Source organism: Microbacterium oleivorans (assembly GCF_013389665.1).
Classification (GTDB): Bacteria; Actinomycetota; Actinomycetes; order Actinomycetales; family Microbacteriaceae; genus Microbacterium; species Microbacterium oleivorans_C.
Map to the genome: position 1 here is coordinate 2,024,531 of NZ_CP058316.1, position 22,855 is coordinate 2,047,385.

The 22,855-nt window shown below is 71.3% G+C and carries 21 protein-coding genes; 13 read left to right on the forward strand and 8 right to left on the reverse strand.

From position 1 onward, the window contains the following. Window positions 1–2: 2 nt before the first annotated feature. Window positions 3–776, reverse strand: a complete 774-nt coding sequence (locus HW566_RS09625; protein WP_178012406.1) for an IclR family transcriptional regulator — start codon at window positions 774–776, stop codon at window positions 3–5. 164 nt (window positions 777–940) lie between these two features. On the opposite strand from HW566_RS09625, the gene HW566_RS09630 reads away from it, so the two are divergent. The 5 genes from HW566_RS09630 to HW566_RS09650 all read left to right on the forward strand — a co-directional run bounded on the left by HW566_RS09630 (window position 941) and on the right by HW566_RS09650 (window position 8,573). Beyond that, the gene (locus HW566_RS09630; RefSeq protein ID WP_178012408.1) at window positions 941–1,876 is read left to right on the forward strand and encodes a carbohydrate ABC transporter permease; all 936 of its coding nucleotides are present in this window, start codon (window positions 941–943) and stop codon (window positions 1,874–1,876) included. After that, a complete protein-coding gene (locus tag HW566_RS09635; RefSeq protein WP_178012410.1) occupies window positions 1,873–2,775 on the forward strand; it encodes a carbohydrate ABC transporter permease in 903 nt (300 codons plus the stop codon). The genes HW566_RS09630 and HW566_RS09635 overlap by 4 nt, the downstream gene beginning before the upstream one ends. A 28-nt stretch (window positions 2,776–2,803) precedes the next feature. Further along, window positions 2,804–4,090 carry a sugar ABC transporter substrate-binding protein gene (locus HW566_RS09640; protein WP_178012411.1) on the forward strand — a complete coding sequence of 429 codons (1,287 nt, stop codon included), beginning with the start codon at window positions 2,804–2,806 and terminating at the stop codon, window positions 4,088–4,090. An 88-nt stretch (window positions 4,091–4,178) separates the two neighbouring features. After that, window positions 4,179–6,437 (forward strand): FAD-dependent oxidoreductase, encoded by a 2,259-nt coding sequence (locus HW566_RS09645; RefSeq protein WP_178012413.1) that lies wholly within the window; start codon window positions 4,179–4,181, stop codon window positions 6,435–6,437. A gap of 42 nt (window positions 6,438–6,479) precedes the next feature. Beyond that, window positions 6,480–8,573 carry an alginate lyase family protein gene (locus tag HW566_RS09650; protein WP_178012415.1) on the forward strand — a complete coding sequence of 698 codons (2,094 nt, stop codon included), beginning with the start codon at window positions 6,480–6,482 and terminating at the stop codon, window positions 8,571–8,573. Window positions 8,574–8,852: 279 nt separating this feature from the next. On the opposite strand, the gene HW566_RS09655 is transcribed toward HW566_RS09650, so the two are convergent. After that, window positions 8,853–9,836, reverse strand: a complete 984-nt coding sequence (locus tag HW566_RS09655; protein ID WP_178012417.1) for an intradiol ring-cleavage dioxygenase — start codon at window positions 9,834–9,836, stop codon at window positions 8,853–8,855. Window positions 9,837–9,990: 154 nt separating this feature from the next. Then, entirely contained in the window at window positions 9,991–11,469 is a 1,479-nt protein-coding gene (locus tag HW566_RS09660) for an HNH endonuclease (RefSeq protein ID WP_178012419.1), read from the reverse strand. Between the two features lie 292 nt (window positions 11,470–11,761). Here HW566_RS09660 and HW566_RS09665 point away from each other — a divergent pair, with 292 nt between their 5' ends. The 3 genes from HW566_RS09665 to HW566_RS09675 all read left to right on the forward strand — a co-directional run bounded on the left by HW566_RS09665 (window position 11,762) and on the right by HW566_RS09675 (window position 14,593). Then, on the forward strand, window positions 11,762–13,348 hold the full coding sequence (locus HW566_RS09665) for an AMP-binding protein (protein ID WP_178012421.1): 1,587 nt from the start codon (window positions 11,762–11,764) through the stop codon (window positions 13,346–13,348). A gap of 73 nt (window positions 13,349–13,421) precedes the next feature. Further along, window positions 13,422–13,754 carry a DUF3140 domain-containing protein gene (locus tag HW566_RS09670; RefSeq protein WP_178012422.1) on the forward strand — a complete coding sequence of 111 codons (333 nt, stop codon included), beginning with the start codon at window positions 13,422–13,424 and terminating at the stop codon, window positions 13,752–13,754. Beyond that, window positions 13,751–14,593, forward strand: a complete 843-nt coding sequence (locus HW566_RS09675; protein ID WP_178012424.1) for an alpha/beta fold hydrolase — start codon at window positions 13,751–13,753, stop codon at window positions 14,591–14,593. Before HW566_RS09670 ends, HW566_RS09675 begins: the two co-directional genes overlap by 4 nt. 37 nt (window positions 14,594–14,630) lie before the next feature. Here the strand turns inward: HW566_RS09675 and HW566_RS09680 are convergent, their stop codons facing one another. After that, entirely contained in the window at window positions 14,631–15,077 is a 447-nt protein-coding gene (locus HW566_RS09680; protein ID WP_256728655.1) for a GIY-YIG nuclease family protein, read from the reverse strand. A 311-nt stretch (window positions 15,078–15,388) separates the two neighbouring features. Continuing rightward, window positions 15,389–16,312 carry an NADP-dependent oxidoreductase gene (locus HW566_RS09685; RefSeq protein WP_178012426.1) on the reverse strand — a complete coding sequence of 308 codons (924 nt, stop codon included), beginning with the start codon at window positions 16,310–16,312 and terminating at the stop codon, window positions 15,389–15,391. A gap of 119 nt (window positions 16,313–16,431) precedes the next feature. Between HW566_RS09685 and HW566_RS09690 the strand changes: the two genes are divergently transcribed. Then, complete coding sequence (locus HW566_RS09690) at window positions 16,432–17,103, forward strand: acyl-CoA synthetase (RefSeq protein WP_178012427.1); 672 nt, start codon at window positions 16,432–16,434, stop codon at window positions 17,101–17,103. Next, on the forward strand, window positions 17,100–17,432 hold the full coding sequence (locus tag HW566_RS09695) for an amino acid transporter (protein ID WP_178012429.1): 333 nt from the start codon (window positions 17,100–17,102) through the stop codon (window positions 17,430–17,432). Before HW566_RS09690 ends, HW566_RS09695 begins: the two co-directional genes overlap by 4 nt. A gap of 120 nt (window positions 17,433–17,552) precedes the next feature. Here the strand turns inward: HW566_RS09695 and purB are convergent, their stop codons facing one another. Continuing rightward, window positions 17,553–18,935, reverse strand: a complete 1,383-nt coding sequence (gene purB / locus HW566_RS09700; protein WP_178012431.1) for an adenylosuccinate lyase — start codon at window positions 18,933–18,935, stop codon at window positions 17,553–17,555. 26 nt (window positions 18,936–18,961) lie between these two features. Beyond that, window positions 18,962–19,402, reverse strand: coding sequence for a low molecular weight protein-tyrosine-phosphatase (locus tag HW566_RS16095; RefSeq protein ID WP_256728951.1), 441 nt, complete (start codon window positions 19,400–19,402; stop codon window positions 18,962–18,964). A 179-nt stretch (window positions 19,403–19,581) separates the two neighbouring features. Between HW566_RS16095 and HW566_RS16100 the strand changes: the two genes are divergently transcribed. Both HW566_RS16100 and HW566_RS09710 read left to right on the forward strand, forming a co-directional pair. Further along, window positions 19,582–19,917 carry a hypothetical protein gene (locus HW566_RS16100; protein ID WP_256728656.1) on the forward strand — a complete coding sequence of 112 codons (336 nt, stop codon included), beginning with the start codon at window positions 19,582–19,584 and terminating at the stop codon, window positions 19,915–19,917. Further along, window positions 19,914–21,215, forward strand: coding sequence for a hypothetical protein (locus HW566_RS09710; protein ID WP_178012433.1), 1,302 nt, complete (start codon window positions 19,914–19,916; stop codon window positions 21,213–21,215). The genes HW566_RS16100 and HW566_RS09710 overlap by 4 nt, the downstream gene beginning before the upstream one ends. 12 nt (window positions 21,216–21,227) lie before the next feature. On the opposite strand, the gene HW566_RS09715 is transcribed toward HW566_RS09710, so the two are convergent. Continuing rightward, window positions 21,228–21,635 carry a phage holin family protein gene (locus tag HW566_RS09715; RefSeq protein ID WP_178012435.1) on the reverse strand — a complete coding sequence of 136 codons (408 nt, stop codon included), beginning with the start codon at window positions 21,633–21,635 and terminating at the stop codon, window positions 21,228–21,230. A 72-nt stretch (window positions 21,636–21,707) separates the two neighbouring features. On the opposite strand from HW566_RS09715, the gene HW566_RS09720 reads away from it, so the two are divergent. After that, window positions 21,708–22,772, forward strand: coding sequence for a histidinol-phosphate transaminase (locus HW566_RS09720; RefSeq protein WP_178012437.1), 1,065 nt, complete (start codon window positions 21,708–21,710; stop codon window positions 22,770–22,772). The last annotated feature ends 83 nt before the right edge of the window (window positions 22,773–22,855 follow it).

The window sequence follows — 22,855 nt, forward strand, 5'->3', positions numbered from 1 at the left end:
CGTCAGCCGGCCGGGCCCTGGTAGCCCAGGCCCGAGCTGATGCGGTCGGCCGTCTCGACGACGGTGCGGCCGAGCTCGGACGCACGCGCCTCGAGGTCGACGGCCGTGAGCGGCCCCGAGATCGAGATCGCCGCGACGATCCGGCCGGTGCGGTCGAGGATCGGGGCGGCCGTCGAGGCGCGTCCCAGAACGAACTCCTCCACCTCGATCGCGTATCCGCGGCGCGTCGTGACCGCGACCTCGCGGTCGAGCGCGTCGTGGGTCGTGATCGTCGCCTCGGTGAAGCCGGGCAGCTCGGGGAGCAGCCGCAATCGCTTCTCGCGCGTGCTGCCCATGAGCGTCGCCTTGCCGATGCTCGTGGCGTGCAACGGCACGCGTTGCCCCATCAGGGTGTGCGACTTCGGCGACAGCCGGCCCTCGAAGTTGCACAGGTACACGAGCTCGGCGCCGCGGAGCAGGGCGATGTTGACGCCCAGGCCGAGCTCGCCGGCCAGGCTCTGCGCGATCTGGCGGCCCACGCGATGCACCCGGTTCTGATTGATGGCGATGCCCGCGAGCGTCATCAGCTCGGCGCCGAGGAAGTAGAGCGAGGTCTGCGGGTCACGCTCGACGAGGCCGCCGGCCTCGAGCGTGGCCAGGAGCCGGGACGCCGTCGACTGACCGATCCCCGCCTCCCGGGCGACATCGCTCACGCGCATGGGCTCACCGCCCGCGAAGGTCTCGAGCACCGTGATCGCCTTTTCGACGCTCTGGTTCGCACCCTTGTCCGCAGCCATGCTTCCTCGCTTCTGCCGGTGACCGATCGATCATCTCATTATGCACATAGTGCATGACAGTTGCGCAGTGTGCGCACGTCGTGCACTCTGATGAAGGCGCCGAGGACGAGCGCCCACCCGGAGGTCGGTGAGGACTCCCCGGGACGATGGAACGAAGGACGATGATGACCTCTTCGAGCGTGACGGCTCACGACACCACGCCACGGCGCAGACTCGGGTCACGGCTGGGCGACCGCACCTTCCTGGTCTTCCTCCTCCTGCCCGGGGTCGTGCTGCTGTGCACGATCGTGCTGTACCCCTTGATCCGATCGCTCGTCTCGGCGTTCTTCGACGAGAACCTGCTCTACCCCGGCATGGAGTTCGTCGGATTCGAGAACATCGCCGCCGTGCTCGCCGACGACTTCGGTCGGCTGGTGTGGCAGACCCTGATCTTCACGGTCGGCGCGACGATCCTCCCCTTCCTCATCGGTCTCGCGCTGGCGCTCGTGCTCAACCAGAGCTTCCCGGGGCAGCGGCTGCTGCGCGGCGCGTTCCTCATCCCGTGGCTGATCCCCGGCGTCGTCGTGTCGTTCCTGTGGATGTGGATCTTCGACGCCAACTACGGCGTGCTCAACGGCATCCTGATGAGCCTCGGCGCCATCGACAGCCCGGTGGCCTGGCTCTTCCAGACCGACACCGCCCGGGGCGCCCTCGTGATCGCGAAGACGTGGAACACCTTCCCCTGGGTGATGGTGATGCTGCTGGCCGCGCTGCAGACGGTGCCGGGCGAGCTCCACGAGGCCGCCTCGATGGACGGCGCGGGCGTCGTGCGCCGGTTCTTCGCCGTCACCTGGCCCCACATCCGGGGCGTCGCCGCGCTCGTGGTGCTGCTGGAGTTCATCTGGAACTTCCAGCACTTCGACACCATCTTCGTGCTCACCGGCGGCGGTCCCGCGGGCACCACCAGCACGTTCGCCACCGAGGTGTACGACTCCGCATTCCGCGGCTACGACCTGGGCCACGCGGGAGCGCTCGGCATCGTCTGGATGGCGCTGCTGACCGTGCTCGTCGTGGTCTACGTCTGGCTCTCGGAGCGCGGCGAGAAGGGAGTCTCCCGATGAGCACGATCGCCCCCACCCCGGCCCCGGCCACCTTGCCGCTCGAGCCCGCCCCCGCGCCGCCCGCACGTCGCCGTCGGAGCGGCCGCATCCGATGGGGGATGTGGATCTCGCTCGCTGTGATCGTGCTGTTCGGGTTCGCGCCGGTCTACTGGCTGCTCGTGACCTCGCTGACGCCGAGCGACCGCGTGTTCGCGTTCCCGCCGGCGCTCTTCCCCACTCAGATCACCTTCGAGCACTACGCCACGGTGTTCGGCAACGCCCAGATCTTCGGCTACCTGCGCAACAGCGTGATCGTGTCGGTGATCACCGCCGTGCTGTCCGTCGTCGTGTCGATGTACATGGGGTACGCGTTCTCGAAGTACCGCTTCGTCGGGCGCAAGTCGCTGATGTACTTCGTGCTCTCGAGCCAGATGTTCCCGCAGGCGCTGCTGCTGGTGACGCTCTACCTCGTCTTCGCGCAGTTCGGCCTGCTGAACACCTACCTCGCGCTGATCCTGTCGTTCACGACCTTCACCCTCCCGCTGTGCGTGTGGATGCTGAAGGGGTTCTTCGATGCGCTTCCCGACGACCTCATCGAGGCCGCGCGCATCGACGGCGCCGGTCCGTGGCGCATCTTCCACTCGGTGGTGTTCCCGCTCGCGGCCCCGGGCCTCGTCGCGGCCGGCCTGTTCGCCTTCGTCCGCGGCTGGAACGACTTCATCTTCGCGCTGACGCTCGCCGGGCCCGACCGGCAGACGCTGCCCCCGGGCCTGGTGAACACGTTCATCTCCGAGGCGAGCACGTCGTGGCCGGCGCTCATGGCGGCATCGCTGATCGTGTCGGTGCCCGTCTGCGTCGCCTTCATCCTCCTGCAGCGCTTCCTCGTCGGCGGCATCACCGCCGGCGCGGTCAAGGGCTGAACCACCCACCCGATTCGAAGGAGAATTCATGGTCCAGGACATCTCGCGGCGCACCCTGCTGCGGTACTCGGTCTTCGGCATCGGCGGTGCCGCGGTGCTCGGGCTCGCCGGCTGCGCGCCCGGCGGTTCGGGAGCCCCGGCCGCGACACCCGGCGGCGGCACCGCGACCGATTTCACGTTCTCGTCGTGGAGCCTGTCGGAAGAGGCCGCGAAGCCCGCCATCGAGTCGGCGCTGACGAGCTTCCGCCAGGCCGAGGGCATCGAGATCGACACGGTCGCCTACCCCTACAACGAGTACCTCAACCAGCTCACCCTGCAGGTGCGCGGCGGTCAGTTCGCCGGCGCCGCCCAGCTGGATGTCGCGTGGCTCTCAGCCCTCGCCGCTCTCGGCAAGCTCACCGACCTCTCGGCGTTCACGTCCGGGGCGGGCTACACCGACGCCGCGCTGGGCGCCGGCAGGTCCGACGGCAAGCAGCTCGGGCTGCCCTGGACGATCGGGGCCGTGGGTCTCATCGGCAACGCGGAGCTGTTCGAGCGCGCCGGGGCGTCGCTCACGCCCACCACGATCGAGGAGTTCGAGGACGGGCTCCGCGCCCTCAAGGGCATCGGTGTGATCCCCTACGCCGCAAGCACGAAGGCCGCGCAGCTCAAGGACATCGTCGTGTGGATGCAGACCTTCGGATCGCCCATCGTCGACGGGGACGCCTCGGCGATCGGCGACGAGGCATCGGTCAAAGCGGTCGAGTGGTACAAGAAGCTCTACGACGACGGGCTCATCGCGCCCGACGTCGATCGGGCGGCCGCGCGCACGCTCTTCGCCCAGGGGGCGACGGCGATCTACGACGACGCCCCGGTGGGCAAGTCCTCGGTGCTGTCGCAGTCGCCCGACGCGTCGCTGGGCGACAAGATGGTGCCGATCGCGAGGCCCGTGCTCAAGGCGGGGCAGACGCCGCAGCACGTGCTGTGGGGGCACCTCGTCGTCGTGGTCGACGGGGCCGGCGCGCAGACCGCGTCGGACTTCGCGGCGTGGCTGACCAGCGATCCCGCCCAGAGCGAGACGTACTTCACCGCTCTCGGCCTGCCGCCCACGACGGATGCCGCGCTGTCGTCGACGGCGGTGACCTCGAACACGTTCGTCGAGGCGTTCACCTCGTCCATCACCGCGACCGCGCAGCCGAGCCCGCTCTGGAAGTACCCCGCGTACGGACAGATGGAGACCGCCATCGCCGAGCAGGTGCAGGCGGTCCTCATCGGTCAGGCGCAGCCCGCCGCGGCCATGAAGACCGCGGGAGAGGCGATCGACCGCCTGCTCTGAGCCGTTTCCGACACCGAACCCCCCGCCCCCGACCGGTGCGGGGCCCCGACGGGCCCGCACCGGTGCTCCCCCTGCCCCCGAAGGAACCATGCGCTCTCAGAACATCGAATCCGACATCACCGTCGTCGGCGGCGGCCTCGCCGGCGTCTGCGCCGCCATCAGCGCCGCGCGACTGGGCAAGCGGGTGGCCCTCGTGGGCAATCGGCCGGTGCTCGGCGGAAACTCGTCGTCGGAGGTGCGGGTGTGGGTCGTCGGCGCCACGTCGCACGGCATCCAGCGCTTCGCTCGCGAGAGCGGCGTCATCGGTGAGCTCTACGTCGAGAACCAGTACCGCAACCCCGAGGGCAATCCGATCATCTGGGACGAGGTCGTGCTCGACGCGGTGCGCGCCGAGCCGAACATCCGACTGTTCCTCAACACCGACGTGCGCGAGATCGACCTCGACGAGGTCGGGGGCGAACGTGTGATCACCGCGGTGCACGGGTGGACGATGGGTTCGGAGATCGCCACGACGTTCCGCAGCCCCTACGTGCTGGACTGCACCGGCGACGGCCTCATCGGCTACCTCGCGGGGGCGGACTTCCGCATCGGGCGCGAGGCCCGCGACGAGTTCGGCGAGGCGTGGGCTCCCGAGGTGGCCGACGAGGAGCTGCTCGGGTCGACGATCCTGTTCTACACGAAGGACCTCGGACGCCCCGTCGACTTCGTCGCCCCCGACTCGGCGAAGGACATCACGACGACGCCCATCCCCACCTCGCGGATCCTGCGGTCGGGCGACTCCGGGGCGCACTACTGGTGGATCGAGTGGGGCGGACACCTCGACACCGTGCACGACAACGAGGCGATCCGCGATGAGCTGCGCTCGGTGATCTTCGGTATCTGGGACTACATCAAGAACTCGGGCCGCTTCGACGCCGAGACCCTCGACCTCGAATGGGTCGGCACGATGCCCGGCAAGCGGGAGTACCGCCGCTTCCTCGGCGACCACGTGCTCACCCAGAACGAGATCCTCGACCAGGTCGACCACGAGGACGCCGTCGCCTTCGGCGGGTGGTCGATCGATCTGCACCCCGTGGAGGGGATGTACGCCACCGAGGCCGGCGCGCACCAGCGGTACTCCGACGGGATCTACGGCATCCCGTTCCGCAGCTACTACTCGCGCAACGTCGCGAACATGCTCATGGCCGGACGCGACATCTCGGCCAGTCACGTCGCGTTCGGTTCGACGCGGGTGATGGCCACCTGCGGCGCCGGCGGCGAGGCGGCCGGAACCGGGGCCGCGCTCGCGCTCGATCTGGGCGTGCGCCCGCGCCGCATCGCCACCGCGCACGCGCACGAACTCCGTCAGCTGCTGCTGCGCCAGGACGCCGCGATCTTCGGTGTGCGCAACGACGACCCGCACGATCTGGCGCTGCGCGCGCGGGTGACGGCGTCCTCGGCGGCGGCGACGATCGACCCCGTCGAGCTCGCCCCGGGCGCAGCGACCACCGACCACCCGCTCGACCGCGACCTGGGCGTGCTCGTGCCGGTCGATCCGCGACTCGACGGCGTCGACGTGCTCGTGCGGGTCACGCGCCCGACGACCATCAGCGCCACCCTGTGGACCACCGGGCGGCGGCAGAACGCGGTTCCGGTCGACGAGCGCGCGCACACCACGGTCGAGGTCGCGGCGGGGGACGAGCCGCAGTGGGTGCGGCTGCCGCTGACCTGGACGCCCGACGAGCCCGAGAACGTCGTGATCGTGCTGGGTGCGAACGACGATGCCGCCGTCGTGCTCGCCGACGCCCAGGTTCCGGGGGTGCTGGCTCTCCCGCACCGCCCGCAGGCGGACGGCGACCAGAACGTCGAGGTCGACGAGTCCGAGAGCGTCATCGCGTGGCCGGCGATCCCGTTGCGGGGCCGCACGCCGCGGCTGCGGCTTCACCCGAGCACGGCGGCGTTCGCCGAGCAGAGGGCCGTGGGCGGCTATCAGCGGTTCTTCGGCGGCCCGAACATGTGGATGTCGCTGCCCGACGACCCCGATCCGGCGCTGAGCCTCGCGTGGGGGGAGGGGCAGCGGGTGCGCCGCATCCGGCTGGTCTTCGACGACGACACCGACGTGGAGCTGAACACGCTCCACCACCACCGCACGCCCGATCGGGTCTTCCCCGAGCTCGTGCGCGACTACGTCGTCGAGACCCGTCGCGGCGATGCGCACGAGTGGGAGGAGCTGGTGCGCGCGAGCGCGAACCGTCGGCGCCAGCGCGTGCACGACGTCGAGGCCGACGATGTCACGGCGTTGCGGGTGCGCGTGCTCGCGACCAACGGCGCCCCACAGGCGCGCATCGTCTCACTGCGCGTGATGTGACCCGCATCGGCGCTTCCGGATCCACCTGAGAAAGGCATGACGATGAGGAATCGATGGAGATTCTCGCTCGCGATCACCGCGGTCGTGGCGCTCGCCGCCCCGGCGCTGCCGGCGGCCGCGGCCCCCACGTCGCCCGCGACGACCACTACGCCGGCGGCGACGTTCGAGGACGCGTTCGACGAGCTCGCGTCGCACTGGTTCGCCGCCGCGGGAACGTGGGAGGCGTCGGAGGGTGCGGCCACGGTCGTCCAGCCCGGCGCGGAGCGCGGTTCGATCCTGGCGCTGACCGGTCGCGGCCTGGGAGATGAGGCGACCGCGACGGTCCGTTTCAGCACCAGCGGCGGCGGGGCGAACGCGTGGGCGGGCTTCACCGTCCGCCGGGCGGGAACCGCAGACGACTACACGCAGTCGGGGTACACGGTGTTCGTGCGCAACAGCGGCGAGCTCGCGCTCATCCGCGCCGCCGGCGACGGCCGGGTGACGGTGCTCGCCACGGCGCAGACCGACGCCCGCCCGGCGACGCAGCCGGTGACGCTGACCGCTCGCCTCGACGGCGACGAGCTGTCCGTCGGCGTCGGCGACGCGTCGTCGGCACCGCTGCTCACGGCGACCGACGATGCCTTCGACGGCAGCGGCTTCGCTCTCGCCGCTCACCGCGATGCGAGGATGTCGGTCGATGCGGTGGCGTTGACCGGTGTCGTCGAGCGCATCGAGCCGGTGCCGACCGACTGCGTCGCCTGGTCGGGAATCCCCGACGCCGAGGCGGGGCGCGGCGATGTGCTCGTCAGCGGGGCGCGCATCGACGCGGTGTCGTCGCGCATCGCGGCGGGGGTCGAGCCGCAGGCGTCGGCGTACCCGAGCCTGCTCGACGACGCCGAGGCGGGATTGGGGCGCAGTCCCGCGCCGCCGACGACGTTCTTCGTGCCGTTCTTCTACAACGACCCGACGGCGCACCGTGCCGCGCGCGATGGGCTGCAGAACGACGCGAACACGGCCTACCAGCTCGCGCTGGCCTACCGGCTCTCGGGCGACGAGCGCTACGGCGCCCATGCCGCGGACTTCATCGATGCGTGGACGTCGACCGTCACGTGCGTCCGCACGCGGGAGGACTCCGCGCTCGCGTTCAGCTATCACTTCCCGGCGTTCATCCACGCTGCCGAGCTGCTGCGCGGCACGGACGCCTGGAACGCAGAGGCGGAGGCCGCCTTCGCGGGCTTCCTCCGCGAGACGGCGCTGCCGGTGGCGGGCTCGATCCTGCACCGGACGAACAACTGGGGCAGCTGGGCGCTCGAGACGACGACGGCCGCTGTCAGCTACCTCGACGACGCGGCGGGCATCGCGCGGGCGCACGCGCGGGCGGTGGAGCTGATCGAGCATCAGATCGACGCGGACGGTCATCTGCCCGAGGAGGTGGATCGGAACAACGGCGTCGGTGACTACGGCATCTGGTACACCCACTTCTCGCTGCTGCCGCTGTTCCTCGTGGCGGAGGCCCTCTCTGAGCACGGCTACGACCTGCACGGATACGTCAACGCGAACGGGCGGGGGCTCGCGGATGCCGCCGACGCCGCGACGGGCTGGGTCGCCGACCCGACGACGTTCCGGTACTTCTCGGGAGACGTCGCCGACCTGGCGAACGTGCGCACGATCGATTACCTCCGCGAGACGGGGGTGGTCGCGCACAGCATGAGCTACTTCGAGCTCGCGCAGAATCACGCGCCCACGCCGGAGCGGGCGGCGCTGCTGGCCGAAGAGGGGCCGATGACGACGATCCACTCGGCGCCCTACCTGAGCCTGACCCACGGCGGGCTGGCGGATGCGACCGGGGTGCCGGAAGAGCCGGAGGCGCCGGAGCCTACGCCGGGTGAGCCGGGGCAGCCGGGTGAGCCGGCGGTTCCCGGGATGCCGGGCGGGACCGGCGGTGGGGGCGGGACCGGCGGCGCAAGCGGAACCGGGGGTGCCGGCTCGGGCGGTGCTTCATCCGGCTCCGGGAGTCTCGCCGCCGGCGCGGACGTCCTCGCCGGCACCGGCGGCTCGGTTCCAGCCGGCCCGTTCGCGGCGGCGGTCGCCCTGACGCTCGGCGGGCTGCTGCTCGGGGCTGCACGCCTGCGGCGGCGCGCTGCCGTTGAGCGGTAGTACCCGGGGGTCGGCGGCGGTACGCGCGCCGTCGACCCCCGCCGGCGGTGCGCGCGCACGGTGCGGCATCCTGGCTTCATGCCGACTGTCGCGCGTGCGGCGGAGCGGCACCAGGTGGTGCTGTTCCTGCTCGCGCTCGCGGTCGCAGTGGTCGTCGGCTTGGCGATGCCGTTGGGCGCGCTGGGCGCTGCGGTGCGGGACGTGCGGGTTGGATGTCGCGGGTCGCCGTGTCACTGTGTTCAGCGCCGTCACGTCCCGCGCATCGTGCGGGCACGGGCATCACGGCCGTCCGGATGACCCACCGCCCGGGGCGCCTGCGCCGCCGCCCGCAGCGGGCGCGGTGCGGGTGTCGACGCGGGCGGTGAGCGCGACGCTGTAACCCGAGGTCGTGTCGCCGGAGGCGGCCGCGAGTTGCAGGGCACCGCCGTCGTCGCTGAAGACGTTGTCGGAGTCGAGGCTGATCTGCGCGAGGTTGCGGGCGGAGCCGTCGTAGGACGAGAGCGCGTAGACGTTCGCGCACACGTCTTCGGGCAGGGCGACCTGCGAGGTGGCGATCGCGTTCGCCGCGTCGGTGATCGATGCGGCGTCGGGGTAGACCTCGAAGTGGATGTGGGGCCAGCGCCCGGCGTAGCAGCCCGGGATGATCGAGGTGAACGTGACGACCCCCGACGCGTCGGCGATCTGCACGCCGCGGAGGTAGTTCTCGTTCTCGACGCCGCTGGAGTACATCGAGTACCGCCCTTGCGCGTCGCAGTGCCAGACGTAGACCGCGGCGCCGGCGAACGGCACGTCGCCGGCGGCTGTGTCGAGGATGGTGAGGCGCAGCGTCATCGGTACTCCGTCGGCGGTGGCCCCGCCGGCGAGCGAGGACCGGATGTCGCTGCGCACGATGCCCGACTGCTCGAGCACGTCGGGGCCGTTGGAACCGTCGCCCGGGTACGGGCCTGCTGTCTCGTCGGGGATCTCGCCGGCCGGGACGTCGACGGCCGCACCGGTCGCCGGGGGGCTCGCCGTCGCGGAGGCGCTGGCCGACGGGGTCGCCGCGGGTGACGTCGGGGATGCCGTGGCCCGCGGGGTGCAGGCGGCGAGGGCGGCCGCGCCGAGGCCCACGCCGACGAGGCTCAGCACCGATCGCCGGGTCAGCAGCGTCCGGATGTCGAACGGTGCGCCCTGGTCGACCACCTCGTCATCGACGCGATCGAGCAGCCGCCCTTCGTACGCGGGGCCGTCGGGGGTCTGCTCAGGCTCGGGGATGCGGTTCATCGGGGCTCCTCGGATTCGATCGGTGGTACCGGGAGTGTGACGCCTTTCCCCAGCACGGACGTCGGAACCGTCTATGGGTGACCTATGCGAGCGTCCGAACGCGCGCAGCTCCAAAAAACGCGAGGAACTCGAAGAACGCGAGGAGCGCGAGGTGTCAGAAGGTTGGTGGCGCGTCGGGTGGCGCGCCGGCGCCTCGGCCGGGTGGGCCGGACGGGCCGGTTGGTGCGGGTGGTGGTGTGGCGAGTTCGGGTGTGAAGCAGACGGCGGGGATGGGGATGTCTTCTCGGTAGACCCGGCCGTGGGGTGAGGTCCACACCAGGACACCGCCGCCGGCCTGCCGGACCTGCCATTTCGTGAATTGCTTCATGGAGTGGTGTCGTTGGCAGAGGTGGGCGAGGTTGTAGATGTGGGTGTGACCGCCCAGGGCGTGGTCGATGGTGTGGTCGATCTCGCAGCGGATCGCGGCTCTGCGGCAGCCGGGGAATCGGCAGTGCTGGTCGCGGGTCTGCAGCAGTCGCCGCATCGCGGGCAATGGCCGGTAGGCGTCGGTCTCGACCGGAGTGCGGGTGATCGGGTCGATGAACATCCGGTCCCACGTCCCCGTCTGTGAGGCGAGTTCCCGGACGGTGTCGGCGTCGATGAGTCCGGTGCCGGTGGCTTCGGCGGGGTGTTCGTCCTTCCCTGTGAGGGTGTCTGCGGTGATCACGACCTGCACTTTCGCGCGGATCGCGCCGAGCGTCCCGCGCCCGTCGGTGCCGGTGGTGGGGTCGATGACGGGTGCGCCGCCGAGGACGAGGTCGGACAGCACGTCGGCACGGAGCTGATCCATCGTGCGGGTGTCCGGCGCGGCGGCGGTAGCGGCATCGGGCCCGGCGGCGCCCGCGTGGTGTGGGTCGCTCAACCCGAACCCCGCGCCCGAGCTTGCGGCATCCGCGCCCGCAGAGTTCGCGCCCGCGGCATCCACTACGGCATCCGCTCTCGCGTCCTTCACGGTCTGTGCCATCTGCGTCAACCGGTCGTAGATCCCCGCCGCGATCACCATCGGCACCGTCGCCGAGAGGTCGGCCATCCCATCCACGCCCGGCGACAACCGCACGCACCGTCCGGCGGCGGCCTCCCCGTGACGCTCCGAGAACGATCGCGGGTGCATCCGCTCTGCCAGGTTCTGCAACGCCCCGGCCACCCGCGTCGCGATGTCCCGCTGGCACACGGCCACTGCGGCGGCGTCGAACTCCGGTCGTACCTCCTCCGGCACCGCCCGCCCGACCTTCACGACGACATCGACGTGCTCGCGCGTGACGAGGCGCTGCTCCCACGCCGCGAACATCGCCGGGTACTCATCCACCACCGTCATCGCGTGGTCGATCTCCCACTGCACCCGCCGGTCACCCCGCCGCGCGATCCCCGCCGCCTCGGCGGCGACCGACCGCAGCTCCATGTCGGAGGCCATGCCCCGGACTCCGCCGCGATGCGCCTCGCGCAGGGCCGACCGTCCCAGCTCGGCGAGGGCTCGCATCGCGGCCACCTCGCCGGCGTGGAGGAGGCGCAACGACTCATCGAATCCGGCGAACGCAGCGGCGTGGGGCGAGTCGCCCACCGCATCGCTCTTGCTGTCCGGATCGTTGGTCTTCATGTTCTTATTGTCGCACTCACCACCGACACGAAAAGGGAACATCAGTACTACCTGCCGCGAACGAAGCGAGCGCTGTGTTGGGGAGGAACGCACGTCTGCACACCTCCGGTACCCGCGACCCGCCGCCCAGCGAACTCCGCTCCCGCGCCCGCCCCACCCCGCGCCCGCCCCACCCCGCGAACCAAACCCCACCCCGCACCCCGCCCTCGCGCAACCCCGTGACACCCGGTATCCCCGGTGCGAGGATGATCCGACGCGACAGCGGTGTCGCCGGTCCCGAAGGAGATGCGCTGTGTTCCAGAGCCCGTACCCCTCCATCGAGGTCCCCGAAGTGAGCGTCTACGACTACCTCTTCGGTTCCCTCGAAGAGCGCGACCACCACCGGATCGCACTGGTCGACCCCGCATCCGGGGCCGAGACCACCTACGGCGAGCTGCGGTCCCAGGTCGACGCCTTCGCCGGCGCTCTCGCGGCGCGCGGCGTCGTGACCGGCACCGTCATCGCGATGCTCTGCCCGAACATCCCCGCGTTCGCGACGGTCTTCCACGGCATCCTGCGTCTGGGCGCCATCGCGACCACCGTGAACTCGCTGTACACGCCGTCGGAGATCCAGAAGCAGCTGGAGGACTCCGCGGCGACCTGGGTGGTCACGGTATCGGCCCTGCATCCCCAGGCTGTCGCCGCGGCCCACGCGGTCGGCATCCCCGACGACCGCATCATCGACCTCGACGGGGCCGGTGGGCACCCCGACCTCCGCGAGCTGCTGTCGGAGCGGCGCACCCCGCCCCCGGTGTCGTTCGATCCGGCGACCCACGTCGCCGTGCTGCCGTACTCCTCGGGCACCACCGGCAACCCCAAGGGCGTGATGCTCTCGCATCGCAACCTCGTCGCCAATGTGCAGCAGTGCCGCGTCAGCATCCGACTGGAGCGGGACGACCGCGTGCTCGCCGTGCTGCCGTTCTTCCACATCTACGGCATGACGGTGCTGCTCAACCTCGCGCTGCGCCAGCGGGCGAGCCTCGTGACGATGCCGAAGTTCGATCTCGCCGAGTTCCTGCGTCTCATCCAGGAGCATCGATGCACGTTCCTGTTCATCGCGCCGCCCATCGCGGTCGCGCTCGCGAAGCACCCCATCGTCGATGACTTCGACCTCTCCAGCGTGCACAGCGTGTTCTCCGGCGCCGCCCCGCTGGACGGCGAGACCGCCGAGGCCGCCGGCCGCCGGCTGGATGCCCGCATCTACCAGGGCTACGGAATGAGCGAGCTCAGCCCGGTGTCGCACGCGATCCCGCCCGAGCGCGGAGAGATGCCGGTGAGCTCCGTCGGCGTGCTGGTTCCCGACGTCGAGGCGAAGCTGATCGATCCCGAGACCGGGGTCGAGATCGTCGACCACGTCGACGATGGACTCACCGTCCCGGGGGAGCTGTGGGTGCGCGGACCGAACGTGATGCTCGGCTATCTGGGCCGGCCGGACGCGACCGCCGAGACCCTCGACGACGACGGCTTCCTGCACACCGGCGACATCGCCGTGCACCACGCCGACGGCTGGTTCGCGATCGTCGATCGTCTCAAGGAGCTCATCAAGTACAAGGGCTACCAGATCGCCCCGGCCGAGTTGGAGGCGCTGCTGCTGTCGCATCCGAAGATCATGGATGCCGCGGTGATCGGCGTCCTCGACGACGACCGGCAGGAGATCCCGAAGGCCTTCGTCGTCACCGTCGCCGATTCCGGCCTCACCGCCGACGACGTCATGGCCTTCGTCGCCGAGAACGTCGCCCCGCACAAGAAGGTGCGCCGGGTGGAGTTCATCGAGGCGGTGCCGAAGTCGGCCGCCGGCAAGATCCTGCGCAAAGACCTGCGAGCGCGCGAGACGGCCTGACCGCGGCCCCGCGTCCGCCACCGGGCCTGTCAAGAGGATGCGGCGAGCAGCCCGGTCGCGGCACGCTCGCTCCATGAGTGACGATGACGACCAGGTCCGGAAGGACTTCCGGGATGCGGTGAACATGAGCCCGTCCGAGCTCGAGCACTGGCTCGAGGGCGACGAGTCCCGAGCCGTGGGGCAGAAGGACGGCGGCGGCGAGTCGACCGGGCACCGGTCCGGGCGGCGGATCGTGAGCCTGCTGCGCACCAAGAAGGACGACCTCACCGACGGCGACCTCGACCACATGCGCAAGGTGCTCGGATACATCGAGCGACACCTCGCTCAGCGGCCCTCCGGCGACATCACCGAGACCGCCTGGCGCTACTCGCTGATGAACTGGGGCCACGACCCCGCGAAGGGATGACGGATGTCGCCGCCGCGAGGCGGGAGAATGAGCGGGTGAGCATTCCCGCCGCCGGCCTGACCGAGCTGCCCGACCCCCGCTACATCCTCGTGGGGGAGGACGGCCACCGCATCGCGACCTACTCGTGGGGTGACGACGATCTGCCCACCGTGGTGGTCGTACACGGCTTCGCCTCGAACACACGCGACAACTGGGTGTCGACGGGCTGGGTGCGCGATCTGCAGCGTGCCGGCTTCCGGGTGCTCGGACTCGATCAGCGCGGCCACGGTGCGAGCGACAAGCCGCATCGCGCGAGCGACTACGACCTGCACCAGCTGGCATCCGACGTCGAGGCGGTGCTCGACACCTACCTCGTCGACACGGCTGCGTACGTCGGCTACTCGCTCGGGGCACGCGTGGGCTGGGAGGTGCTGCAGGACTTCTCGTCGCGCATCACCCGGGGCGTGCTCGGGGGCGTGCCCGACGGCATCCCCCTCGCCCGGCTGAACATCGACCAGGTCCGCGCTCTCGTCGAGGAGGGCACGCCCGTCACCGATCCGGTCACGCAGAACTACGTGCGACTCACCGAGCGAGTACCGGGCAACGACCTGCGCGCCCTGTTGGCGATCGCCGGCGGGATGCGCGCCTCCGACACCGTCGACCCCGATCCCGCTCATGCGCCCGGGCAGCCGGTGCTGTTCGCGACGGGATCCCTCGATGCGATCATCGAGGGCTCGAAGACCTTGGCCGAAGCGACGCCGCAGGGCCGCTTCGTCGAGATCCCCGATCGGCACCACTTCAATGCGCCGGGTTCGCGCGTGTTCCGTCAGACCGCGATCGACTTCCTGACCGAGGCGTGACCCCGGCCGGCGATCGGCTCATCGTGACCGATCGCGGTCACGATGAGGCGCGTCGGTAGGCGTCGCCGAGCCAGCCGTCGTGGAGCGCCCACGGGTCGGATGCCGCTGCGCGCAGCGTCGCGATGTGCGCGGTCAGCGCGCCCGCGAGGGTGAACCATTCGCCGCCCTCGCGGAGGTCGGCGAACTCGCGGTGGCGCTCCTGCTCGAGCCGGCGCCCGCCGGGTTCGAAGGCGAGAAGCTCGTCGTGTCGGATGGCGGCGAGCCGCTGTCGCGGTCTGCTGCTCGTGCCGATCTTCACCCGCTCGTCGAAGCGCAGGTAGTAGACGACCTCGACGACGGGCCGCGGGAGGTCGGCATCCGGTGCGTCACCGAGGCGCCAGCCGCAGCGGGCGCACGTCCAACCGGCGTCCGCAGCCGCGAGCAGACCGACGCGTGAACCGCAGACGCGGCACGCGTCCGGCATCGGGGTGAGCGTGTCGGACACCGTCCCAGCATGACCGTCGGCTCCGACATCCCCGCCCGTGCACACGTGCCGGGGCCGAACCCGGCTGGAGGCTCGGGTGAATCTCCAGCCGGGTCACCGTGCTGTAGCGAGAGCCCGCACGCGGGCACGCTTGGTATCCCCAAAAGACCAAGTGGCGGGGGTGCGGGCTAACCAGCTCCCCAGTTTGTGGTCCTGCAGCAAGCCGAGGATACGCCGGACAGAATCCCCATTTGTCCCCCTTTTGGCGGACATGGCAAACGTGCTATGCGCTGCCCCGACTCGGCGCGCGGCGTGGAGGCGCACCCCGCGGTTCAGACCGTGACGACGATCTTGCCGCGCGTGTGCCCCTCTTCGAGCCGGGCGTACGCGGCACCTGCCTCGTCGAGCGGGAAGGTCTCCGCGACCTCGACCCGGAGCGTCCCCTCGGCGGCCAGGCGGGCGAGCTCGGCGAGCTGCGCGGCGTCCGGGCGCACCCAGATGTAGTTGCCGCCGAACTCGGATGCCGCGCGCGGGTCGGTGATCGAGGTGACGACCCCACCCGGCGCGAGGAGGTCGGCCGTCGCATCGAGCGAGCCGCCGCCGGCGAAATCGAGCACGACGTCGACCCCGGCCGGGGCCAGCGCGCGGACGCGTTCGGCGAGGCCGTCACCGTAGGTGGTGGGCTCGGCGCCCAGATCGCGCAGATAGTCGTGGTTCTTCTCCGAGGCGGTGCCGATCACGCGGGCACCGCGCAGGCGCGCCAGCTGCACGCCGAACGACCCGACGCCGCCCGCGGCGCCGTGGATGAGGACGGTCGAATCCGCGTCGACCGCCGACCGCTCGATCGCCTGCAGCGCGGTCAGGCCGGTGAGCGGTATCGCTGCCGCGGCGGCGAAGTCCAGACCCTCGGGCTTACGGGCGGCGGTGCGAACCGGCACGGCCATGTACTCGGCGACCGACCCGCCGCTGACGACGTCGGCGCGCGCATACGCGAGGACGGCGTCGCCGACCTCGAACTCGGGGGTGTCGAGGCCGACCTTCTCCACGACGCCCGCGACGTCCCAGCCCGGCGCGGCGGGCAGGTGCACGTCGATCACGCCCTGCAGGTACCCCTCGCGCAGCTTGTAGTCGACGGGGTTCAGCCCCGCGGCGACGACGCGCACCACGAGGGTGTCGGGCCCGATATGGGGCATCTCGCGCTCGCTGATCTCGAAGCGGTCGTTACCGCCGAACTCGGTGTACGTCAGTGCCTTCATACCGTCGGCAACGTGCGACCGTCGCCGAGGATTCCCCGTCGGCCGCCCCGCGCGGCCGGCATCGTGAGGGGGACGCGTAGAATCGGGGGAATCCCGTTCTGATCCGCGAGGGTACCGCCGTGTCTGCAGCATCCGCCGCCCGCACCTTCGAGGTGCGGCATGTCCAGCTCGGTCGCGCCCTCTTCGCCGCGGTCGCGGCGGTCATGATCACCTTCTCACCCGACCACTCGGCGATCGTGGGCATGTCGGTCTTCAGCGGATTCGCGACGGCCACGGCGATCATCCTCTTCGTGGGCGCCTGGCTGGCGCATCCCGCCGGCCGTCGCCGCGTGCCCATCGCCCTCGGCGCCGTGACGCTCGTCGCGGCCGTGCTGGCCGGCCTCCCACCCCTGCGCACACCCGTCGGCTTCTTCGCCGTGGTGATCGCCTGGGCACTCGTCTCCGGCGGGATCGAACTGATCTCGGGCCTCCGCGGACGCCGCACCGCCTCGCCCGCGGCTCGTGACGAGGTGCTCATCGGCGGGATCACCCTGGTGCTGGTCGTCGGACTGCTGCTGGTGAACCCCGCGTACAGCCTCGAGTACTTCATCGCCGAAGCCGGCGGGTCCTTCACCCTCACGGGCATCACCATCGGGGTCGGCCTCTTCGGCGGATACGCGGCCGTGGTGGCGGTGTTCCTCGGCATCGCCGGTTTCTCACCGCGTCACGACGACGCCGCACCGGCGGTCGCCGGTGGCGCGGCATCCTCGGGTGCGTCAACACCCTCGTCGAATCCGGAGGTCGCATCGTGAGCGGCGAACACCCCACCCGCCGCGAGATCATGCGCCCCGTGCAGCTGCTCGGGCTGGCCTTCGTCGCCGCGGTCTTCTCGGGCGTGATCACCCTCGTCTCGATGGGGGCCTTCCAGTCCATTCCGCGCGAGGATGCCGAGCGCGCGGTCGTCGTGGCGCTCATCGTCGCCGGGGTCGCCTTCATCGCGACCCTCGTGATCATCGCGCTGCTGATGCTCGCGGTGGACCCCGCCCAGGTCACCAAGCGGGTCGATCGCCCGGTGCTCTACCCCGAGGACCCCGAGACCCCCGACGAGACCGGCTCGTCGCCCTCCGCGCCCCGCCACTGACCCCGCACCCCGCACCGCGCGCCCCACACCGCGCACCGAGAACGCACCGTCGGGGCGAGAACGCTCCGATGCCGGTGCGATCTCGCGACGAGGGTGCGTGTTCGGCGCGGGTCGGGGGCGTCAGCCGAGCTGCGAGACCAGCTCGTCGGCGAGGCCGGCGTAGGTCGCGGGCGTGAGGGCCAGCAGCCGGTCCTTCGCGGCGTCGCCGATGTCGAGGCCGCGAACGAACTCGGCGAGCTCGGGCCCGCCGACGCGGCGGCCGCGGGTGAGGTCCTTCAGCAGCGCGTAGGGGTCGGTGATCTGCGAGCGGCCGGCGGCGATCTCGGCGCGGACGACCGTCTGGATCGCCTCGGCGAGCACCTCCCAGTTGGCGTCGAGATCGGCCAGCAGCACGTGCCGCGAGAGCGAGATCTCGGTGAGCCCGCGCTGCAGGTTGTCGAGCGCGAGCAGCGAGTGCCCGAACGCGACGCCGATGTTGCGCTGCGTCGTCGAGTCGGTGAGATCGCGCTGCATCCGGCTCGTGACGAGCGTCGAGGCCAGTGTCGAGAAGAGCCCGCCCGAGATCTCGAGGTTCGCCTCGGCGTTCTCGAACCGGATGGGGTTGATCTTGTGCGGCATGGTCGACGATCCGGTGGCCCCGGCCACGGGAATCTGCGCGAAGAAACCGAGCGAGATGTAGGTCCAGACATCCGTCGCGAGGTTATGCAGGATGCCGCCGGCGTGGCGCACCCGGTCGTAGAGTTCGACCTGCCAGTCGTGCGACTCGATCTGCGTGGTGAGGACGTTGAAGTCGATGCCGAGACCCTCGATGAAGTCCCGCGAGAGCGCGGGCCAGTCGACATCGGGCTCGGCGGCGAGGTGCGCCGACCAGGTGCCGGTCGCGCCGGAGAACTTCGCGAGGTACTCGCCGCCCTCGATCTGTCTCGCCACGCGGGCCAGGCGCCACGCGAACACGGCGATCTCCTTGCCCATCGTCGACGGGGTGGCCGGCTGGCCGTGCGTGCGCGAGAGCATCGGCGCATCGCGGTGCTCGCGCGCGAGCTCGCCGAGCGCGTCGATGACGGCGTGCAGCTTGGGGAGCCACACGTTCTCGACGGCGCGCTTGACCGTGAGGGCGTACGAGGCGGAGTTGATGTCCTCGCTGGTGCACGCGAAGTGGGTGAGCTCGGCGATGCCGTCGAGGCCGAGGGTCGCGAGGCGGTCGCGCACCAGGTACTCCACCGCCTTCACATCGTGACGGGTGACCGCCTCCTTCGCGGCGAGCCAGTCGATCTCGGCCTGGCCGAAATCGCGGTAGAGCGCCCGCAGCCGTGTCTTGTGCTCATCCGCGAGCGGGGCGCTCCCGAACAGCGAGCGGTCGGTCAGCGCGATGATCCACTCGACCTCCACCTCGACGCGGGCGCGGTTCAGGCCGGCCTCCGAGAGGTAGTCGGCGAGTGCTCCGACGGTGGCGGCGTAGCGTCCGTCGAGCGGGCTGAGGGGCTGCGGGGGCAGAGAGGTCACGAGGCTCCATTCGGTGAAACGGGCGCTCAGGACGTGGTGCGGATCGCGGGCTCGAGCTGCCGGAAGAGCGCCCGGCTCGCGCTCTCGATCATAGCGAGCACCTCGTCGAACATCCCGGCGTCGCCGTAGTAGGGGTCGGGCACGTCGATCTCGCCGCCCGCCTGCGGGTCGTACGAGAGCAGCAGGCCGAGCTTGTCGGTGTCGGCGGTGGTGCGCGCCCAGTTCGACAGCACGCGTTCGTGCGAGCGGTCGAGGGCGACGACGAGGTCGAAGTCGTCGAAGTCGGCCAGGGTGAACCGCCGCGCCCGGTGACGGCTGCCGTCGTAGCCCCGACGCTCGAGCGACTGCAGCGTGCGCACGTCGGCGGGCTCGCCGACGTGCCAGTCCCCTGTTCCCGCACTCGCCGAGGCGACGCGGTCCGACAGGCCGGCCTGGTCGACGAACCAGCGGAAGACGACGTCGGCCATGGGCGACCGGCAGATGTTCCCGGTGCAGACGAAGATGACGCGGAAGAGGTCGTCGCGTCGAGTCACCGTCCCATTCTGGAGGATGCGGCCCTTCCTGCACAGATGAGGAACCGTCGCATCGGCTCCCGCGCGACGCCGGACCGAGCCGCGCCGCCCCGCGATCGCGTCATCGTGGGCGGATGATCCTCGCGAGCTCTCCCCTCCACGCGTCCGCGGTCGACCCCACCGCCTCCGATCTCGCCATCCTCGATCCGGGCGCTGCTCTCGCCCTCGACGCCCTCGGCATCGTTCGCGCGCGCCTGCGGCGAGTCCGCGACGACCTCGAGTCGGTGCGCGCCACCGGCGCCCGGCTGGGTGACGACACCGCGTGGCGCGCCCGCGCGGCCGAGCGGTACCGCACCGGGCTCGCGCGGTGGCGCGACGGGCTGACGGAGGTCGCGACCCGGCTCGATTCGCTCGACGGCGAGCTGCAGCAGGCCGAGGTGGGGCTCGCGATCCGCGGCGGCACGCCATGAGCGACGACGCGATCGAGATCCGCGACGGTGGTGTGGTGGCGGTCGACACGGCCGAGCTGCGCGCCGCGGCATCCATCCTGCGGACGCTCGCGGCGGACTGCGACGCGCTGCGCGCCGACGTCGAGACCGCGACCGGCGAACTGGCCCGCCTCCATGACGTCGCCGGAGCGGGGATCGAGCTCGCGGTATCGGTTGCGCAGCTCGTCGATCGCGCCGCCGACGAGGCCGCAGGGCTCGCGCGCGGGCTGTCGCAGGCGGCGGACGTCTACGAGATCGTCGAGCTTCAGGCGGCGGCGCGGGCCGCGGCGCTCGCGAACGATCACCGCTCGCTCCCGTACCTCGCGCAGCGCGCGTGGCAGGCCCGCGAACGGATGCCGGATGCCGCCGTCGAGGCGGATGTGCTGCTGGCGGCGTGGCCCCACGTGCGGCATGCCGAGCTCCGAGGCCAGCTCGCCACCGCGGTGGCGCCGCTGGCGTCGATCGGCGGGGTCGTGGTGGCCGCGGGCGGGCTCGCCCTCACCGTGGTCGGGGCGCTCGGCCGCGGCTCGGTGGGGAGATCGGACCGCCTCGCGGGCACGCCCGCGCCGATGCGCGTCGCGCCGTTCCCCGCGCCCGCGGCGCCGGCGCCGGCCACCCTCGCCGCCCTGGCCGAGCGCGTGCCGCGCGGCGACGATCAGGTGCGGGTCGAACGCTACGCGCGGCCGGGTGGTGACCGTTTCGTCGTCTACGTCGCCGGCACGAAGTCTCCGCTCGGATGGCTCGGCATCGAACCGCTCGACCTCGCGTCGAACCTGCAGCTCTATGCGGGCGTCCGTTCGGACTCCTACGACGCCGTCGAGGCGGCCCTGCGCGACGCCGGCGCCGGACCGGGGTCGGAGGTGCTCGCCATCGGGCATTCGCAGGGCGGCGCGATCACCACGCGGCTCGCACTCGACAGTCCCTTCGCCGTCGTCGGCAACGTCACCTTCGGATCGCCGGTTCAGGGCGACGTGCCCGCCGACGCGCTCGATGTCACCCTGCGGCACACCGACGATCCGGTGCCCGCGCTTCAGGCCGGCGGGCACGTGGCGGGGGTCGGGGCGCCGGGCAGCCTCGTGATCGAGCGGGTCGCCGACCCCGGCGGCCGGCTGGGCGACATCGCACTCGGAGCCCACTCGATGGACGCCTACACCCGCACCGCCGAGCTCGCCGACGCGTCCGGGGATCCTCGGCTCGCCGAGCTCCACGCCATGCTCGCAGGCTTCGGCGGCGGCGCGACCGCGGTGGTCACGACCTACCACGCGCGACGCCCCGATTGACCGGCGGTGTCGTCAGCGGCGCTCGCGCACGCGCTCCCGGCGCGGGCGGAAGAGGATGCCCGCCACCCAGTTGATCAGCGCGATCACGATGGCGGCCACGACGGCGAGCCAGAAGTCGCCGATGCGCAGGCCCCAGTCCCAGCCCGAGGTGACCCAGCCGGTGAGCCACAGCAGGAAGCCGTTGATCACGAACGAGATGAGCCCGAGCGTGAGGATGTACAGCGGGAAGGCGAGCACCTTCAGCACGGTTCCGACGATCGCGTTCACCACGCCGAAGATCAGGGCGATGAGCAGGAGCGTGAGCACGAGCTGCAGGTCGTCTCCCGGCGGGAAGGCCACCACGGTCACCTGCAGCGCGGGCACGAGGGTCACGATCCAGATCGCGAACGCGTTGACGATCAGACGGATGACGAGGCTCATAGTGCCGTCAGTCTCGCACGGGCCCACGCATCCGTCATCCGCGTGACACGTGGGCCTCCGTAGACTCGCAGGGTGACCGACCTGCCCGTGCGCATCCGCCCCGAGATCGCGGCGTTGCCCGCCTACCGTCAAGGCCGCCAGGCCTCCGCCGACGCGTTCAAGCTGTCGAGCAACGAGAACCCCTTCGACCCGCTGCCCGGTGTCGTCGAGGCCGTACGCGCGGCGACGACCTTCAACCGGTACCCCGACGCCTCGGCGGGCCGGCTGCGCGCCCGCCTCGCCGACCGGTACGCCGTCGCCCCCGACGGCGTACACGTCGCGGCCGGCTCGGTCTCGATCCTCTACCAGCTCGCTTCGGCCACCAGCGGGCCGGGCGACGAGATCATGTTCGCCTGGCGGTCGTTCGAGGCCTACCCGGGCCTGGCCGCCGTGGCCGGTGCCACCGCCGTGCAGGTTCCGCTCACGGCCGAGGCGGGGCACGACCTCGATGCGATGGCGGATGCCGTCACCGACCGCACGCGGATGATCATCGTGTGCAGCCCGAACAACCCGACCGGGCCGGTGGTGACCCAGGCGGCGTTCGACGCCTTCGTCGCTCGTGTGCCCCGAGACGTCCTGATCGTGCTCGACGAGGCCTACGCCGAGTTCGTCACCGATCCGGATGCCGTCACCGGTGCCGCGGTCCTCGCGGCCGGGCACGCGAACGTCGTCATCCTCCGCACCTTCTCGAAGGCCTACGGCCTGGCGGGGCTGCGTGTGGGCTACGCGATCGGCGACCACCGCATCCTCGACGCCGCCCGCAGCACCGGCATCCCGCTCTCGGTGACGGCGCAGGCCGAGGAGGCGGCGCTGGCCAGCCTCGACGCCGAGGACGAGCTGCTCGAGCGGGTGCGCCACATCGCGGCCCGCCGCGACGCGCTCGCCGATCGACTGCGCGGCGCCGGCTGGGACGTCCCGGTCGCGCAGGGCAACTTCGTCTGGCTGCCCGCGGGCGAGCGCACGCTCGAGATCGCGGAGGCCTTCGCCGCCGCCGGCCTCATCGTGCGCGCGTTCGCCGGTGACGGCGTGCGCATCTCCATCGGCGAAGAGGAATCGGTCGACCGGATCGTCGCCGCCGCGGCATCCGCCCTCGACTGACCCGCGTCGCGCGTCGCGCGAGACCGCGCGCGAACGTCGGAGGATCGCAGCGATCTCGGAGGATCGCGGTCGAATCGTCCGAG

Coding starts and splice junctions, on each gene's coding strand:
- HW566_RS09650 (WP_178012415.1), top strand. CDS start 6,480: ATGAGGAATCGATGGAGATTCTCGCTCGCGATCACCGCGGTCGTGGCG.
- HW566_RS09715 (WP_178012435.1), bottom strand. CDS start 21,635: ATGAGCCTCGTCATCCGTCTGATCGTCAACGCGTTCGCGATCTGGATC.
- HW566_RS16100 (WP_256728656.1), top strand. CDS start 19,582: ATGATCCTCGCGAGCTCTCCCCTCCACGCGTCCGCGGTCGACCCCACC.
- HW566_RS09655 (WP_178012417.1), bottom strand. CDS start 9,836: ATGAACCGCATCCCCGAGCCTGAGCAGACCCCCGACGGCCCCGCGTAC.
- HW566_RS09685 (WP_178012426.1), bottom strand. CDS start 16,312: ATGAAGGCACTGACGTACACCGAGTTCGGCGGTAACGACCGCTTCGAG.
- HW566_RS09710 (WP_178012433.1), top strand. CDS start 19,914: ATGAGCGACGACGCGATCGAGATCCGCGACGGTGGTGTGGTGGCGGTC.
- HW566_RS16095 (WP_256728951.1), bottom strand. CDS start 19,402: ATGGCCGACGTCGTCTTCCGCTGGTTCGTCGACCAGGCCGGCCTGTCG.
- HW566_RS09625 (WP_178012406.1), bottom strand. CDS start 776: ATGGCTGCGGACAAGGGTGCGAACCAGAGCGTCGAAAAGGCGATCACG.
- HW566_RS09675 (WP_178012424.1), top strand. CDS start 13,751: ATGACGGATGTCGCCGCCGCGAGGCGGGAGAATGAGCGGGTGAGCATT.
- HW566_RS09630 (WP_178012408.1), top strand. CDS start 941: ATGACCTCTTCGAGCGTGACGGCTCACGACACCACGCCACGGCGCAGA.
- HW566_RS09670 (WP_178012422.1), top strand. CDS start 13,422: ATGAGTGACGATGACGACCAGGTCCGGAAGGACTTCCGGGATGCGGTG.
- HW566_RS09635 (WP_178012410.1), top strand. CDS start 1,873: ATGAGCACGATCGCCCCCACCCCGGCCCCGGCCACCTTGCCGCTCGAG.
- HW566_RS09660 (WP_178012419.1), bottom strand. CDS start 11,469: ATGAAGACCAACGATCCGGACAGCAAGAGCGATGCGGTGGGCGACTCG.
- HW566_RS09645 (WP_178012413.1), top strand. CDS start 4,179: ATGCGCTCTCAGAACATCGAATCCGACATCACCGTCGTCGGCGGCGGC.
- HW566_RS09640 (WP_178012411.1), top strand. CDS start 2,804: ATGGTCCAGGACATCTCGCGGCGCACCCTGCTGCGGTACTCGGTCTTC.